Here is a 16,792-nt window from a genome sequence, read left to right as displayed (position 1 = left end):
GGGGGGTTTTGGTTATACGAGACTGGCGCAGCCCCGGCCAGCCTGCCGCTGCTGCGCGACCTCGATTTCCGCCGCGGCACCCATGGCGAAGGCCGCATCGTCGTCGACCTGCCGAACGGCCAGGTCGCCGTCGACGTGCGCCAGGTCGGTTCGCAGATCCTCGTCGATTTCATGAAAACCGGCGTGCCGCCGACCTTGCGCCGGCGCCTGGACGTGACCGACTTCGGCACGCCCGTGACGCGCATCACGACGACGACCAAGGGCGAGAACACGCACATGGTCGTCGAAGCGCACGGCAACTGGGAGCAGAGCGTCTACCAGAGCGACACGCAGCTCGTCATCGACGTCAAGCCCGTCAAGGAAGATCCGAACCGGCCGGCCGGCGGCGCAGGCGGCGTGGGCTACCGCGGCGAGAAGGTCTCGTTCAACTTCCAGAACATCGAAGTGCGCCAGGCGCTGCAGGCGATCGCCGACCTGTCCGGCCTGAACATCATCACGAGCGATTCCGTCACCGGCAACCTCACGCTGCACCTGAAGGACGTGCCGTGGGACCAAGGCCTTGACGTGATCCTGCAGGCCAAGGGCCTCGACATGCGCAAGAACGGCAACGTGCTGTGGATCGCGCCGAAGGAAGAACTGCTGACCAAGGAAAAACTGGAGCTCGAGCAGAAGGCCCAGATCTCCGACCTGGAACCGCTGCGCTCCGAGATCTTCCAGCTGAACTACCAGAAGGCCGAGTCGTTCCGCACCGTGTTCGGCCTCGACCAGAACGGCGGCGCCAGCGGCGACGGCGGCGGCAAGAACCGCGTGCTGTCCAAGCGCGGCAGCGCCATCATCGACCCGCGCACGAACCAGCTGTTCGTCACGGACATCGCATCGAAGATCGAAGACATCCGCAAACTGATCCAGAAGACCGACATCGCCACCAGGCAGGTGCTCGTCGAGGCGCGCCTCGTGGAAGCGAACGACGGTTTCTCGCGCAACCTCGGCGCCAAGCTCGGTTTTGCCGACCTGCGCACCTTGCGCGGCGGCGACACGGGCTACCAGGTTAGCGGCAACCAGCGCGTGGCCATCGGCGGCAACCTGACGGGCGTGGGCCAGGTCACGGGCCAGACGCCGGACAAGGGCGACGGCTACACCAACTCCACGCTCGTGAACCTGCCGGCGGCCGGCATCAACGGCACGAATGCGCCGTCGATCGCATTCTCCCTGTTCTCGTCGGCGGCGAACCGCTTCCTCAACCTGGAACTGTCCGCGCTGGAAGCGGACGGCAAGGGCAAGATCATCTCCAGCCCGCGCGTGGTCACCGAGGACAACGTCCCGGCCATCATCGAGCAGGGCGTCGAGCTGCCGTACCAGCAGGCCACGAGCAGCGGCGCCACGTCGGTCACGTTCAAGAAAGCGAACCTGAAGCTGGAAGTCACGCCGCAGATCACCCCGGACGGCAACGTCGTGCTGGACGTGGACGTGGCCAAGGATTCGAAGGGCGAGGCGACCGCGTCGGGCTTCGCCATCAACACGCAGCACGTGAAGACCAAGGTGATGGTCGAGAACGGCGGCACGGTGGTCCTGGGCGGCATCTACCAGATGACCGAGACCCGCAACGACAACAAGGTGCCGCTGTTCGGCGACATCCCGGTCGTGGGCAATCTGTTCAAGTCGACGTCGCGCCAGAACACCAAGACCGAGCTGCTCGTCTTCATCACGCCGAAGATCGTGGCCGAGCGCCTGCAGAACGGTCATTGACGGAATCATCAACAAGAACCCACACATGAACGACTTCAAGAACGACTCCACGGCGCGCCACGGCGTGCGCGTGGCCGGCCTGCTGATGGCCATGGTGCTGACCGCATGCGGCGGCGGCGGCGGCAATCCGGGCGCCGTGAGCGGCGGGACCGGCTCCGGTTCCGGCAGCACGGGGACCGGTACCGGATCCACGGTGACGGCGGAGCCAACGATTGCGGTGGCATTCAGTGGCGGTGGCATGCTTACTGCCGGCACGCCGTTGACCGCCACAGCAACCGTCCTGGATAAGAATGGAAAGCCGATCGCTGACAAGGTCGTGACCTTCGTCACCGACGGCACCTTGGCCACCTTCAAACCGACGAGCGGTACCGTTCGCACCGACGTCAACGGCGTGGCTACAATCAGCATGTACGCGGCCAGTTTGTCCGCCGAGGGCGCTGGTTACGTGAGTGTCGCTACGGAGGTGGATGGGGCTACAGTGACCGGCAAAACAGCTTACACGGTCGGTGCCACGGCGTTGACGTTCGGCACCCTGTCCGCCAGCCCGGCCAGCATCCAGGCCTACGGTTCGACCGTGCTGTCGGTCGACGTGCTGAATGGTTCCAGCAAGTACACGGACCAGCAGGTCAACGTCAGTTTCAGCTCCGCGTGCGTCACGGCCGGCAAGGCAACGCTGGCCGCGACCGTGCCGACCAATAACGGCACCGTGCAGACGGTCTACCGCGACAAGGGCTGCGCCAACAACGACATCATCACCGTGACGGCCGCCGGCATCGCCAAGTCGGCGTCGGCCACGCTGGCGATCGCGCCGCCGGCCGCCGCGTCGGTGCAGTTCGTGGGCGCCACGCCGACCACGCAATCGATCGTCGTGCGCGGCAACGGCGGCAACGGCCGCACCGAAACCGCGATCCTGACGTACAAGGTCGTCGACATCTTCGGCAATCCGCTGGCCGGCCAGCGCGTGGACTTCACGCCGGTGCCCGCGGGCGCCGACGTCGTCATCAACAAGGCCAGCGACACGACCGATGCCACCGGCAGCGTGGTCACGACGGTCAACTCGGGCGCGACCCCGACGTCGTTCCGCGTGCAGGCCACGCTGAAGGGCACCGGCACCAACGGCGGTCCGGACATTTCGACCCTGTCCGACTCGATCGTCGTGACGACCGGCCTGCCGGCGCAGCGCGGGTTCTCGCTGAGCTCGGGCTCGTTCAACGTCGAGGGCTGGAGCGTGGACAACCCGTCCGCCACGACCGTGCAGGTGATGGTGGCCGACGCCTTCGGCAACCCGGTCCCGGACGGCACGCCGGTCGTGTTCCAGACGAACATGGGGGCCATCGGCTCGTCCGACAAAGGCGGCTGCAACACCGTCAACGGCGTATGCTCGGTCGCGTTCCGCACCCAGGCGCCGCGCGTCGCGATCCCGGGCACGCCGGCCACGCCGTGCAACGCCGCCACCCCGGACGCGACCCGCCCCGGCCTGGCCACGATCTGCGCCAGCTCGACGGACGGCACGAATACCGTCTACACCCGGACCGCGATCTTCATGAGCGGCAGCGCCGTCAAATACGTCTACATGGACGCCAGCCCCACGCCGCTGGCGAGCGGCGAGATCGACCTGGGCACCCTGCCGTCCAGTGCGACCAAGAGCTTCCGGCTGCAGTTCAACGACGTGAACAACAACCCGATGCCGGCCAATTCCACGGTCGCGATCACGGGTATGCTCGGCGGCAACGCCGCGCCGGTGGTGCCCGCCACGGTGCCGAACGTCGCGCCGCACACGAACAGCGCCGTCGACGATCCGACCGGCCTGACGGTGGGCAGCATCCCGCAGGGCTATACGCATTTGTTCAGCGTCGGCAGCACGAGCCCGACCAATTGCACGGGACCGTCCACGGCCAAGTTCAACGTCACGGTCACGACGCCCGCTGGCTCCGTAACCAGTATTCCGTTTAAACTGTCGTTCACCTGCCCATAAGTTTTCTTAAGGGATGCCCAATTGCAACAAAGCGGCCAGGGGTTACCTGGCCGTTTTTATTTGAACGCGTACACGTGTCTGACTGTAAGAACAACAACATCTTCCTCGTCGGCCTGATGGGGGCCGGCAAGACCACCATCGGCCGCCTGCTGGCGCGGCGCCTGGACATGACCTTCATCGATTCCGACCACGAGATCGAGGCGCGTACGGGCGCCACGATTCCGTGGATCTTCGAGATCGAGGGCGAGGCCAGCTTCCGCCGCCGCGAAGCCGACGTGATCCGCGAACTCACCGCGCAGAACGGCATCGTGCTGGCGACCGGCGGCGGCGCCGTGCTGAACCCGGCCAGCCGCGCGCTGCTGGCGGAGCGGGGCACCGTGATCTACCTGCGCGCGAGCGTCTCCAGCATCCTCGCGCGCACGGCGCACGACAAGAACCGCCCGCTGCTGCAGACGGCCGACCCGCGCAGGAAGCTGGAAGACCTGACCGCGCAGCGCGAGCCGCTGTACCGCGAGATCGCCGACATGGTCATCGACACGGGCCGACCTAACGTACAATCGATGGTTCAGACAATCCTGGACCAGCTCGACGCGGACAACGCCGCGCGCGAGCAGGCCAACGCAAAGACGACAATGAACGAACAGGCATGCATCTCTCTTAACGTCGAGCTGGGCGACCGCAGCTATCCGATCGCGATCGGACGCGGCCTGCTGGACGATTCTTCTTTACTCAACCGTCACATCGGCGGCAGCGGCAAGGTGGCCATCGTCACCAACACCACCGTCGCCCCGCTGTACCTGGACAAGGTCGCGGGCCCGCTCCGGGCGGCCGGCCGCGAGGTCGTGCCCATCATCCTGCGCGACGGCGAAGAGTTCAAGAACTGGGAGAGCCTGAACGAGGTGTTCGACGCGCTGCTGGCCAACAAGTGCGACCGCAAGACGACCCTCGTGGCGCTGGGCGGCGGCGTGATCGGCGACATGACCGGTTTCGCGGCCGCGACCTACATGCGCGGCGTGCCGTTCGTGCAGATCCCGACCACCTTGCTCGCGCAGGTCGATTCCTCGGTCGGCGGCAAGACGGGCATCAACCACCCGCTGGGCAAGAACATGATCGGCGCGTTCTATCAACCGCGCGCCGTGATCGCCGACACCGCCACGCTCGACACCCTGCCGGACCGCGAGCTGTCGGCCGGCCTGGCGGAAGTCATCAAGCACGGCGCCATCCTCGACGCCCCGTTCTTCGACTGGATCGAGGCGAACATCGAGAAACTGGTGGCGCGCGACCACGCGGCGCTCGCGCACGCGATCGCGCGCTCGTGCGAGATCAAGGCCGACGTCGTCGCCCGCGACGAGCGCGAAGGCGGCCTGCGCGCGGTGCTGAACTTCGGCCACACGTTCGGCCACGCCATCGAGGCGGGCCTGGGCTATGGCGCGTGGCTGCACGGCGAGGCCGTCGGCTGCGGCATGGTGATGGCGGCCGACCTGTCGCGCCGTTTGAACCTCATCGACGACGCCGCGCTCGAGCGCGTGCGCGCGCTCGTGAAGGCGGCCGGGCTGCCGGTCGTCGCGCCGGACCTGGGCATCGAGCGCTGGATCGAGCTGATGGAAGTCGACAAGAAGAACGAGGGCGGCGCCATCAAGTTCATCCTGCTGAAACCGCTGGGCAGCCCGAGCATCACGAATGCGCCGCGCGAACTGCTCGACGCCACGCTGAAGGCCTTGGTTGGAACACCATCGTCATGATTGACTTCGACGCCCACCTGGCTCCCTACGCGGCGCAGTCGTCGAAGAGCCGTGGGCGTCGTCATCCGGAACCGTCGCCTGGCTCGCGCAGCGAATTCCAGCGCGACCGCGACCGCATCATCCACTCGACCGCGTTCCGCCGGCTCGAGTATAAAACCCAGGTCTTCCTGAATCACGAGGGAGATTTATTCCGCACCCGCCTCACGCACTCGATCGAAGTCGCGCAGATCGGGCGCACGCTGGCGCGTAGCCTGCGCCTGAACGAAGACCTCGTCGAAGCGACCGCGCTCGCGCACGACCTCGGGCACACGCCCTTCGGCCACGTCGGCCAGGACGTGCTGAACGACTGCATGAAGGACTACGGCGGCTTCGAGCACAACCTGCAAAGCCTGCGCGTCGTCGACCATCTCGAGGAACACTACGGCGCCTTCGACGGCCTGAACCTCACGTTCGAGACGCGCGAAGGCATCCTGAAGCACTGCTCGCTGACGAACGCGCGCCAGCTGGGAGACCTCGGCCAGCGCTTCATCGACAGGACGCAACCGAGCCTGGAAGCGCAGCTGACGAACCTGGCCGACGAAATCGCGTACAACAACCACGACATCGACGACGGCCTGCGTTCGGGCCTGCTGACGATGAAGCAGATGGAAGAGGTGGATTTGTTCGCGCGCCTGCACCGCGAGGTCGTGCGGCAGTACCCGGGCCTGCAGGGCCGGCGCGAGCTGTACGAGACGATCCGTTTGATGATCACGGCGATGACGGCCGACCTGGCCGCGACGTCGGCCGAGCTGCTGGCGGACGCTTCGCCGCAGAGCATCGAGGACGTGCGTGCCGGTCCGCCTTTGATCCGCTTCTCCCGGAAGATGCGCGAGGAGACGACGGCACTGAAGCGCTTCCTGCACGCGAACCTGTACCGCCACTACCAGGTGAACCGCATGCGCGTGAAGGCGAGCCGCATCGTGCACGAGCTGTTCGACGCCTTCATGACCGATCCCGTGCTGCTGCCGCCGGACTACCAGGTGGCGCTTGGGGACACGGTGAAGCAGGCGCGCAAGATCGCGGATTACATCGCCGGGATGACGGATCGGTATGCGATCAAGGAACACCGGCGCATTTATTCGCTCGATACGTTCTGACGCTCACTCGCCGCGCGCGAACACGCGCAGCCGGTGTCCATCCGGATCGGCCGCGCTGAACGTGTAGCCGAAATCCACCTTGGCCGGGGCCTGCAGGATACGCAGGCCGGCCTCGCGCCACTTGCCGTGCAGCGCATCGACTTGCGCGTCGTCGGGCACGCGGAACGCGAGCTCGCTGCCGCAGCCGTGGAAGTCGGCGGCCGGCACCGCATCGGACTTCGCCCACAGGCCCAGCATGCGGCCATTCTCCAGCGGGAACAGCACGAACGTGGGCGAGCTCTCGACGTGCTGCGCGTCCAGCAGCTTGCCATACAGGCGTGCGCTGGCGTGCGGATCGGCGACGTAGAGGATGGTATAGGTCGGGGTCAGCATGGTGTTCTCCTTCGTTGGTTGACAGTGCGGCCAGTCTAGGCCGGACCACTGTCAATTCCTGTCAGGAGACCAATGCCCCCGAATTTGACCCCGAATTTGGTTAGGAGAACAGCGATGGGGCCGCCAGTTGGCCCAGCAGCTTCTTGATCGGCGCCGGCAGCGGTGCGTCCGTGATGGTCGCCAGGTTCCACCACACGTGGCCCGGCGGCGTCTCGCCGCGCGTCTGAAGGCCGATCCGGTAGGGCTGGATGTGCAGGCGGTAGTGCGTGAAGCCGTGTACCAGCGGCAGCAGCGGTTCCACCTCGGCCACCGTGCCGAACTCGCCGGCGGCGCCGGCCAGCGTCGTCGGCGATACGTCGTCCGCCTCGTCCAGCGCCACGTGGCCATCGTATTCCGGCAGAGACAGCAGGCCGCCCCAGATGCCGGAATCCGGCCGCTGCTGCAGGAGCACCTGGCCGTTGTCGACGACGGCCAGCATTAGCGCGCGCCGCTCCGGCGTCGCCTTCTTCGGCTTCGGCACGGGCAGCACCGAGGTGCGGTCGGTCGCGAATGCCACGCAGCGGTCGCGCAGCGGGCAGCGGTCGCAGTCCGGTTTGCCGCGCGTGCACAGCGTCGCGCCCAGGTCCATCAGGCCCTGCGTGTACGCCTCGATGCCGTCGCCTTCCGGCAGCAGCGCGTCGGCGCGGCGCCACAGCGCGTCTTCCACCGGCTTGATGCCCGGGTATTCGTCGATGCCGAACACGCGCGCGAACACGCGCTTGACGTTGCCATCCAAAATCGCGGCGCGCGCGCCGGCGGAAAACGCGGCGATGGCGGCAGCCGTCGAGCGGCCGATGCCGGGCAGGTCGGCCAGCAGCGCCGGGTCGCTCGGGAACACGCCGCCGTAGTCGGCAACGACGCGCCTGGCGCACGCGTGCAGGTTGCGCGCCCGCGTGTAGTAACCGAGGCCGCTCCAGTGCGCCATCACGTCTTCCGCCGGCGCGGCGGCGAGGTCGTGCACGGTCGGGAAGCGCTCGAGGAAGCGCGCGTAATAGGCCAGCACCGCCGTCACCTGCGTCTGCTGCAGCATGATCTCGGAGAGCCAGATGCGGTAGGCGTCGCGCGTGTTCTGCCAGGGCAGGGCGTGGCGGCCGTGGGCACGCTGCCAGTCGATGACGGCGCGCGAGAAGCTGGGGTCGGACAGGATTTCGGTGTCGGTGCTGCGTTTCATCTATCAAGCTGCTCGCAATTCGGGCAGGTCGGCGCGCAAGGCGTCAGCGACGCCGCCGGATAAATTCACCAGCCGCGCCTTGACCTGCTCCAGGTCGTGTTGGGCCGCCTCGAAGGCGGCGATTTTCTGTTCCAGGCTGTCGGTGGCTTCCAGGATGCGCTGGATCGATGCCTGGCGGTGCCGCAGCTGGTCGCGGTGCTGGCGGATCTGCGCTTCGAGCGGCGCCATGACCACCTTCAGCCACGCCTCGGCATCGCCGTTCGCTTCGCGGAACGCGAATTTGATGCGCGACGCGATCGTGTCGAAGAAGCGTTCGAGGAGGGTGCCGCGGCTCGTGATGAGCAGGGTCGCCGTGCCGAACTGCTTCACGTAGATCGCTTCGATGGCGTCGATCTCGCGGCGGTAGCGTTCCAGCGACAGCGCGGCCGGCAGCGCCAGCGCGAGTCCGTGCTCGGTGGAGAAGCGCCGCACCATCGTCTCCATCATCGCCGCGATCTCGGCGATTTTTGCTTCCGCCGCAGCCAGGCATGCGCGCGCCTGGTCGAAGAAGGTCCGCACCGGCGCGCGCATGCCCGTCGAAAAGCGCGCGGCTTCCATCGCGGCGCGCACGGCGTCGACATGGTCCTGCACGACGTCCATGCCGATGATGGAGTAGAGCTCCGTCGACAAGGTCGTGAACACGGCGCGCGTGCCCTGCAGCTTGAACAGGCTGGCGTCGAATTCCTTCTTTTCCATCTCGACGCGGCGCACCATGTGCGCGATCACGCCCTGGTTCTTGCCGCGCAGGCTTTGCAGTTCCTGCAGCTGCTCGACGAGGTCGCGCCCGCGCGCGGCCAGCAGCGCGGACTGGGCGCCCGTCAACGTCGCGAGATCCTCCTGCAGCTGGCGGCGCAGGATGTCCTGGCGCGCCGGGATCAGTTCATGGAACAGCGCCGATTCCAGCGCGCCCATGCGGCTCTTTTCGAACAGGGCGTAATCGCCCGTGATCTTGCCGACGAGGGCCTTTTGCGCGGAAACCGGGAACACCTGCGCATCCGCCACGCCCAGCAGGCGCGCGGCGTCGTGCTGCTGGCGCGCGATGGCGGCGTCGTTGTCGTGCGGCCTGCGCAACTCGTCCCACAATGCGTCGATCTTGTTCAGCACGACGATGCGTCCCGGCCCGGCGTTGATATGGGTGCGCCAGACGTCGATGTCGCTCTTCGTGACGCCCGTCTCGGCGGCCAGGATGAACAGCACGGCGTGCGCGTTCGGGATCAGGTTCAGCGTCAGCTCCGGCTCCGTGCCGATCGCATTCAGGCCCGGCGTGTCGAGGATCACGAGGCCCTGCTGGAGCAGCGGATGCGGCACATTGATCAGCGCATGGCGCCAGCGCGGGATCTCCACGAGGCCGTCCGCGCCGAGCGTCGCCGCGAGGTCGGGATCGTCGGGATCGTACAGGCCGTAGCGCTGCGCTTCGTCCGGCGCGACACGGCGCGTGAGGCTCACCTGCAGGAAGGTCTCGTGCATGCGCTCCGGCGCGGACAGGTCCAGCGGCAGCACGGTCCACGCATCCGGGACGTCGCGATAGTCGCCCGTCGCGAGGCGTTCGGCGCGCGTCTCGATCGGGAGCAGGCGGATGCAGGGGACGAGCGCCGGCTCCCAGGCGAATTCGGTCGGGCACATCGTCGTGCGGCCGGGGCTCGACGGCACGATGCGCTGGCCGTAGTCCGCAAAGAAGATGGCGTTGATCAGTTCGGATTTACCGCGCGAGAATTCGGCCACGAACGCGACCGACAGGCGGTCGTCGCGCAGCCGTGCGAGCGCACGCGCGACGCGCTGTTCCGCCGCCCCGTCCAGCAGCTCGGCCCCCTGGGCCCAGCCGCGATACGCTTCCAGCGCCTGGGCGACCTGCGTGCGCCAGTGCGCGTACTGTTGCAAATCCTGCATATAGGTGTCCCGCGTGTCCCGTGCCTCGTCGATGACCTTACCGCTGGCAGACCGCGCAGTAGAACGTGGACCGCTGGCCCTGCTTGATCTGGCGGACCGGCGTGCCACAGTTGCGGCAAGGAACTCCTGCACGATCATAGACGAAATATGTCTGCTGGAAATAGCCCGATTGACCATTTACGGCAATAAAGTCACGCAGCGTGCTGCCACCTTGCACGATGGCGGCGGCGAGGATGTCGCGGATCGCTTCGGCGAGCTTGTCGTAGCGGGCGCGGCTGATCTTGCCGGCGGCCGTCTTCGGGTTGATGCCGGCGCGGAACAGGCTCTCGCACGCATAGATATTGCCGACCCCGACGACGATGTCGCCCGCGAGCAGCACCTGCTTGATCGGGGCGCTGCGGTTTCTCGTCGCCTGGTGGAGCAGGGCACCGGAGAACTTGTCTTCGAGCGGTTCCACGCCCAGGCCGCGCAGCAGCACGTGCTGTTCCAGCTCGCCGTCGTCGTGGCCGTGCCAGAGGACGGCACCGAAGCGGCGCGGATCGTGCAGGCGCAGCACCCGCCGGCCTTCCGGGCCGCGCACGACGAGGTCGAAGTGGTCGTGCTTTTTCAATTCGACCCCTTCCGGCAGCACGCGCAAATGACCGGACATGCCCAGGTGGACGATCAAGGTGCCATGTTCGAATGTCAGCAGCAGGTATTTGCCGCGCCGGCCCGTGCCGAGGATGCGGCGACCCGCGAGCAGCTCGCGCAGATTCGGGGGAAAGGGCCAGCGCAGGCCTTCGCGGCGCAACAGGACGTCTTCGACGATGCGGTCTTCCAGGTGAGGCGCGACACCTCTCCTCGTCACTTCGACTTCTGGTAATTCAGGCATGAATGATTGACAACGTGAGAGGAATGTAAATTCGTGTTGCAGCGGCGCACGCGGGGCGGGTGCATGGCGTAGAATCGGACAATCTCGATGACGTGGGACTTGCCTTGAAAAACGCTTTCGCCATTGTAACCCTCTCCGCACTGCTGTCGGCCTGCGCTGTGGCTCCCAAGCAGCAGCAACCGGCCCAGGACCTGTCCGACCAGCCGCTCGCCGCCGCCGAAGCCCGGGACCATCCCGACCAGGCCAAGGAAGGCGAACAGGCCGAAAAACTTCCCAACGTCGAGATGACCCCGGCCATGATGAGTCAGCTCATGCAGGCCGAGATGGCCTACAAGAACGGGGACTGGCAGGGGCCGTACCTGACGATGATGAGCCTGGCCCAGCAGACGAAGGACCCGCGCCTGGCCAAGCGCGCCGCCGAGATGGCGCTGTCCGCCAAGCAGGCCGACGACGCGCTCGCCGCCGTGAAACTGTGGCGCCAGTACGCACCGGACTCCGAAGAGGCCAGCCAGTACTATCTGGGGTTGGTCATCCTCTCCGACAACCTCGGCGAGGCCGAAAATATTTTGAAACAGCGTCTGGCGGACGCGACCCCGGCCGCGCGCGGCCTCCTCATGTTCCAGATGCAGCAATTGCTGCTGCGTGCCAAGGACAAGGAAGCGGCCAGCGCCATGCTCGAGCGCCTCGTCGCGCCGTACGGCAACCTGATGGAAACGCACGTCGTGCTGGCCCAGGCCGCGCTGGCGCGCAACGACAAGGCGGCCGCCAGGCGCGAGGCGCAAACGGCCCTGCAACTGAAGCCCGATTCCGAGATCGCCGCGCTGACCGCGGCCCAGGTGAGCGAGGACGAAGGCGGCGCCATCAAGGTGCTGAAGGATTTCCTCGCCGCCCACCCGGAGGCGCGCGAAGTGCGTTCCGCGTATGCGCGCCTGCTCGTCAACGAAAAGCAGTACGAGGCCGCGCGCCAGGAATTCCTCACGCTGGATAAAGCCCAGCCCGACAATCCGGGCACCCTGTACGCGCTCGGCATCCTGTCGATGCAGATGAACGACCGCACGGCCGCGGAAAAATATTTCAGCCGCTTCGTGGACCTGATGGACAAGGCGCCGGAAGACGAGCGCGACCCGTCGAAGGCCGTGATGATCCTGTCGCAGATCGCCGAGGAACGGGGCGATTACAAGGCTGCGGCCGACTGGCTCGACCGGCTCGACACCGAGGATCCGAAGGTCCAGTTCGGCGCCGAGCTGCGCCGTGCCCAGCTGACCGCGAAGCAGGGCGACGTCGCCGGCGCGCGCAAGCTGCTGGGCACCCTGAAGACGGACGACAAGACGGAGCAGGCGCAGATCGTCCTCGTCGAAGCGCAAATCCTGCGCGACGCGGGCCAGGCCAAGGACGCGTTCAAGCTGATGGAGCAGGGCGTCAAGCGCTTCCCGGACAATACGGACTTCCTGTACGACTATGCCCTGATGGCCGAAAAGATGGGCAAGACGGCCGTGATGGAAAAGGCGCTGCGGAAAGTGATCGCCAAGTCGCCGGACAATATGCAGGCTTATAACGCGCTCGGCTATTCGCTGGCCGACCGCAACATCCGCCTGAAGGAAGCCTATCAACTGATCTCCAAGGCCCTGAAAATGGCGCCGGGCGACCCGTTCATCCTCGACAGCATGGGCTGGGTGAACTATCGCCTTGGCAAGCTGGACGAGGCCGAGGCCCACTTGCGCAAGGCCTATGAGGTGCGCAATGATCCGGAAATCGCCGTCCACCTGGGCGAAGTGTTGTGGAAGAAGGGCCAGAAGGACGATGCCCGCAAGCTATGGCGCGAGGCGCAGGCCAAGGATCCGAAGAATGACGCGTTGAAGAGCACACTGGCGCGCCTGCACCAGACTCTGTGAAATAATGACAATCGACGGACGCTGCGGCGTCCGTCGGTTCATTCGACTTGCTGACTTCATGCCGATGCATTCACTTTCCCGATTCGTTATCGCCGCCGCCTGCGTCGCGGCCCTGGCCGGCTGCGCCACCACCGCCAACGTCCCGCTGGCCAACCCGACCGCCCAGGTGGGCGCCTACCGCGACACCATCGACCTGAACGGCCGCCTGGCCGCGAACTACCAGAAGGATGGCCAGCCGCAATCGATCAACGGCAATTTCACGTGGGCGCAGCGCCCCGGCCGCATCGATGTCTCCCTGTTCTCGCCGCTGGGCCAGACCGTCGCCGAGATCACGGTCACGCCCGAGACCGCGACGTTGAAACAGTCCGGCCGCGCGCCGCGCGTGGAAAAAGACATCGACACACTGACGGCGAAGTCCCTCGGCTGGACCCTGCCCGTGAGCGGCCTGCGCGACTGGCTGCAGGGCTATGCCGTCGACGCGAGCGGCAAGCGCTTCACGGCGTCGCCCGCGCACGACAGCGTCGTCACGAACGACGGCTGGCGCCTGCGTTTCGTGGAATGGCAGAACGGCCCGGGCGGCGCCCCGATGCCGCGCCGCATCGATGCCGAGCGCAGCACGACGGCCGTCGGCGATGCGCTGACGATCCGCATCGTCATCGATCCGGTGGCGTGACATGGCGCCGACGTCTCTGCACAACTGTCCCGCGCCGGCCAAGCTGAACCTGTTCCTGCACGTCGTGGGCCGCCGGCCGGACGGCTACCACCTGCTGCAATCCGTGTTCCAACTCATCGACCGCAGCGACACGCTGCACTTCGATGTGCGGAGCGACGAGCGCATCGTGCGCACGACGGATGTGCCCGGCGTGCCGGAAGAGCAGGACCTGATCGTCCGCGCACTGCGCGCGCTGCAGGCGGAATACCAGCGCCGTCACGGGCACCTGCCGCCCGGCATCGACGTCGCCGTCGAGAAATGCCTGCCGATGGGCGGCGGACTCGGCGGTGGCTCGTCCGACGCGGCCACGGCGCTGATGGCGGCCAATCATGTATGGCAGGCCGGCCTGACGGATGCCGAGCTGATCGCGCTGGGCCTGCCGCTGGGCGCGGACATCCCGTTTTTCCTGTTCGGCGAGACGGCATTCGCCGAAGGCGTGGGGGAGGCATTGCAGGCCGTGCCGGGGCCGGATTGCTGGTATGTGGTCATCGAACCGGGCGTGTCCGTTCCCACCGTTGCAATTTTTACGGCCCCCGATTTGACAAGAAACACGAAAGCCATCACAATATCGGACTTTTCCAGACGACATGTCGAATCGAATGATTTGATTGGCTTCGGAAAAAATGATTTGCAGGACGTGGCAGCCCGCTTGTTCCCGCCGGTAGCAGAGGCGATCGAATGGTTGGGTGGTTACGGAGCGGCCAGGATGACTGGTTCGGGCTCGTGCGTGTTTTGCGCATTTTCCACAGAGCAGGAAGCTGAACGGGTACTGAAGCATGTGCCGGCTCGGTGGAGGGCGTGGAAAGCGAAAGCGCTGCAGCGACATCCGATGAAATCGCTCTTGCAAATCAACGAGTTGTAGAATAAAATTTTGCCTGTCGACGCATTCGACGATATAATAATCGAGTGCAGCGGCAAGCTGTAAGTTTCAGTGTAGGGGAATCGCCAAGCTGGTTAAGGCACCGGATTTTGATTCCGGCATACCAAGGTTCGAATCCTTGTTCCCCTGCCAAAGTTTCTTTGCCTGAGCTGATGATGACACGTGCTCCAGCAGGCAGATAAAAATGGAGCCGCCAATGAGCGGCTCATTTTTTTTTGTGGTTCAGCGTTAATCATCCGACGATTAGCGACTTTTCAAGTTTCTTTCAACGCTCTTACATCTCTGGGACTCCCATGGCTTACGAAAACCTGATGGTTTTTACCGGCAATGCCAATCCGGCGCTAGCAGAAGGGGTCGCAAAAAACCTCGGCATTCCTCTCGGCAAAGCCGTAGTTTCGAAGTTCTCCGACGGCGAAGTCATGGTCGAAATCAACGAGAACGTTCGCGGCAAGGACGTCTTCGTTCTGCAATCGACCTGCGCTCCCACTAACGACAGCCTGATGGAAATCATGCTGATGGTCGACGCTCTCAAGCGCGCATCGGCTGGCCGCATCACCGCGGCGATTCCGTACTTCGGTTATGCCCGCCAGGATCGCCGTCCGCGTTCCGCGCGTGTCGCGATCTCGGCGAAAGTCGTCGCGAACATGCTGCAGGAAGCCGGCGTCGAGCGCGTCCTGATCATGGACCTGCACGCCGACCAGATCCAGGGCTTCTTCGACATCCCGGTCGACAACATCTACGCATCGCCACTGCTGCTGGGTGACCTGCAGAAGCGCAACTACGACGACCTGCTCGTCGTGTCGCCGGACGTCGGCGGCGTGGTGCGTGCCCGTGCGCTGGCCAAGCGCCTCGGCTGCGACCTGGCGATCATCGACAAGCGCCGCCCGAAGGCGAACGTGTCGGAAGTCATGAACATCATCGGTGAAGTCGAAGGCCGCAACTGCGTGATCATGGACGACATGGTCGACACCGCAGGCACGCTGACCAAGGCCGCCGAAGTCCTCAAGGAGCGTGGCGCGAAGAAAGTCGTCGCGTACTGCACGCACCCGGTCCTGTCCGGCCCGGCGATCGAGCGTATCGCGAACTCGCCGCTGGATGAACTGGTCGTCACCGACACGATCCCGCTGAGCCCGGCTGCCCAGGCTTGCGGCAAGATCCGCCAGCTGACCTGCGCACCGCTGCTGGCCGAAACGTTCAAGCGTATCGTCAAGGGCGACTCGGTCATCTCGCTGTTCGTCGACTGATCGAATCAGGTTCCAAGCGCGGCGCGCCTGGCTGAAAAGCCGGCGCGCCGTTGACGTATCAAAGGTTTACAGAATTTCTTGAGCGTGCGCGAGTGCGCTCTTTACCGATGTCCCTGGTCGCGGGGACATCACAACCCGGGCAACCGGGCCGGCACGCGCCGGCATTCGGGCCCACACTTTGGAGTAACACCATGAAAGTAGTCGCATTTGCACGTACTCAGCAGGGGACCGGAGCGAGCCGCCGCCTGCGCAACGCCGGCCAGACCCCGGGCATCATCTACGGTGGCGCCGCTGCCCCGGAACTGATCGCCCTGGATGGCAACGCGTTGTTCCACGCGCTCAAGAAAGAAGCTTTCCACGGTTCGATCCTGGATCTGGAACTGGACGGCAAGACGCAGAAAGTCCTGCTGCGTGACTTCCAGATGCACGCATACAAGCAACTGGTCCTGCACGCTGACTTCCAGCGCGTCGACGCTTCGCAGCCGATCCACGCCAAGGTCGCCCTGCACTTCGTCAACGCCGAGATCTCGCCGGCAGTCAAGCTGAGCGGCGCCATCGTGTCGCACGTGCTGAACGAACTGGACGTGTCCTGCCTGCCGGGCCAACTGCCGGAATTCATCACCGTCGACCTGTCGAAGCTGGAAGCCGGCCAGTCGATCCACGTGTCGCAGCTGGCCCTGCCGGAAGGCGTGACCATCGTTGCTCACGGCAAGGACCAGACCGTCGCCACCTCGTCGATCCCGCGCGGTGCCGCTACGGCCGAAGCCGCTGCCGAGTAATTTTTACTCAGCATCACAAAACCCGCCGCGACGCGAGTCCGGCGGGTTTTTTGTTTGTCAGATCAGTCCCAGCGTCAGCGCCTTGAGCGTGGCGGCGGCCCGCGTCGAGCACGCCAGCTTGCGGAAAATGCTTTCCACGTGCGTGCGCACGGTTGACGGGCTGATCTACATGACCCGCGCCGCTTCCTTGTTGCTTTCGCCCAGGCTGATGCGGCGCAGGACTTCGATTTCGCGGTCGGACAGCAGGCTCTTGCGGGCCGGTGCCGCTGGGGCAGGGCCGCCGGCCGCCGGAACGCCGGCCGCCGGG

At 65.6% G+C, this 16,792-nt stretch carries 13 protein-coding genes, 1 tRNA gene and 1 pseudogene; 10 read left to right on the top strand and 5 right to left on the bottom strand.

The features are described 5' to 3' along the window. From ACEN88_RS09260 to ACEN88_RS09245, 4 genes are all read left to right on the top strand, one after another. The coding region (locus tag ACEN88_RS09260) for a type IV pilus secretin PilQ (protein WP_413338987.1) at nt 1-1,746 on the top strand (1,746 nt) is incomplete at its 5' end. Between the two features lie 25 nt (nt 1,747-1,771). Then, entirely contained in the window at nt 1,772-3,721 is a 1,950-nt protein-coding gene (locus ACEN88_RS09255) for a hypothetical protein (RefSeq protein ID WP_413338985.1), read from the top strand. A gap of 74 nt (nt 3,722-3,795) precedes the next feature. After that, nucleotides 3,796-5,463 (top strand): bifunctional shikimate kinase/3-dehydroquinate synthase AroKB, encoded by a 1,668-nt coding sequence (gene aroKB, locus ACEN88_RS09250; RefSeq protein ID WP_413338983.1) that lies wholly within the window; start codon nt 3,796-3,798, stop codon nt 5,461-5,463. Next, nucleotides 5,460-6,599 (top strand): deoxyguanosinetriphosphate triphosphohydrolase, encoded by a 1,140-nt coding sequence (locus tag ACEN88_RS09245; RefSeq protein ID WP_413338981.1) that lies wholly within the window; start codon nt 5,460-5,462, stop codon nt 6,597-6,599. The genes aroKB and ACEN88_RS09245 overlap by 4 nt, the downstream gene beginning before the upstream one ends. Before the next feature lie 3 nt (nt 6,600-6,602). Here ACEN88_RS09245 and ACEN88_RS09240 read toward each other — a convergent pair whose 3' ends face one another. From ACEN88_RS09240 to mutM, 4 genes are all read right to left on the bottom strand, one after another. Further along, the gene (locus tag ACEN88_RS09240) at nt 6,603-6,971 is read right to left on the bottom strand and encodes a VOC family protein (protein WP_413338979.1); all 369 of its coding nucleotides are present in this window, start codon (nt 6,969-6,971) and stop codon (nt 6,603-6,605) included. A 100-nt stretch (nt 6,972-7,071) separates the two neighbouring features. Further along, nucleotides 7,072-8,181 (bottom strand): A/G-specific adenine glycosylase, encoded by a 1,110-nt coding sequence (gene mutY, locus ACEN88_RS09235; protein WP_413338977.1) that lies wholly within the window; start codon nt 8,179-8,181, stop codon nt 7,072-7,074. Nucleotides 8,182-8,184: 3 nt separating this feature from the next. Next, nucleotides 8,185-10,107, bottom strand: coding sequence for a dynamin family protein (locus ACEN88_RS09230; protein ID WP_413338975.1), 1,923 nt, complete (start codon nt 10,105-10,107; stop codon nt 8,185-8,187). Nucleotides 10,108-10,144: 37 nt separating this feature from the next. Beyond that, nucleotides 10,145-10,978, bottom strand: a complete 834-nt coding sequence (gene mutM, locus ACEN88_RS09225; protein ID WP_413338974.1) for a bifunctional DNA-formamidopyrimidine glycosylase/DNA-(apurinic or apyrimidinic site) lyase — start codon at nt 10,976-10,978, stop codon at nt 10,145-10,147. 104 nt (nt 10,979-11,082) lie between these two features. Here mutM and ACEN88_RS09220 point away from each other — a divergent pair, with 104 nt between their 5' ends. The 6 genes from ACEN88_RS09220 (at nt 11,083) to ACEN88_RS09195 (ending at nt 16,485) form a co-directional block, all read left to right on the top strand. Then, nucleotides 11,083-12,870 carry a tetratricopeptide repeat protein gene (locus ACEN88_RS09220; protein WP_413338972.1) on the top strand — a complete coding sequence of 596 codons (1,788 nt, stop codon included), beginning with the start codon at nt 11,083-11,085 and terminating at the stop codon, nt 12,868-12,870. Between the two features lie 64 nt (nt 12,871-12,934). Continuing rightward, nucleotides 12,935-13,543: an outer membrane lipoprotein LolB gene (locus ACEN88_RS09215; RefSeq protein WP_413338970.1), complete on the top strand. Its 609-nt coding sequence runs from the start codon at nt 12,935-12,937 to the stop codon at nt 13,541-13,543. Nucleotide 13,544: 1 nt separating this feature from the next. Then, complete coding sequence (gene ispE, locus ACEN88_RS09210) at nt 13,545-14,444, top strand: 4-(cytidine 5'-diphospho)-2-C-methyl-D-erythritol kinase (protein ID WP_413338969.1); 900 nt, start codon at nt 13,545-13,547, stop codon at nt 14,442-14,444. A 73-nt stretch (nt 14,445-14,517) separates the two neighbouring features. Further along, a tRNA-Gln gene (locus ACEN88_RS09205) sits at nt 14,518-14,594 on the top strand. 161 nt (nt 14,595-14,755) lie between these two features. Further along, a complete protein-coding gene (locus ACEN88_RS09200) occupies nt 14,756-15,706 on the top strand; it encodes a ribose-phosphate pyrophosphokinase (protein WP_056126570.1) in 951 nt (316 codons plus the stop codon). A gap of 191 nt (nt 15,707-15,897) precedes the next feature. Beyond that, entirely contained in the window at nt 15,898-16,485 is a 588-nt protein-coding gene (locus ACEN88_RS09195; protein ID WP_413338968.1) for a 50S ribosomal protein L25/general stress protein Ctc, read from the top strand. A gap of 57 nt (nt 16,486-16,542) precedes the next feature. On the opposite strand, the pseudogene ACEN88_RS09190 reads toward ACEN88_RS09195, so the two are convergent. Continuing rightward, nucleotides 16,543-16,792, bottom strand: a pseudogene (locus ACEN88_RS09190) (response regulator transcription factor); the annotation flags it as partial.

Origin of the sequence: Massilia sp. CT11-108, from assembly GCF_047302915.1 — a bacterium.
Taxonomy (GTDB): Bacteria; Pseudomonadota; Gammaproteobacteria; order Burkholderiales; family Burkholderiaceae_D; genus Telluria; species Telluria orientalis.
This window is presented reverse-complemented; position numbering and strand designations above follow the sequence as displayed.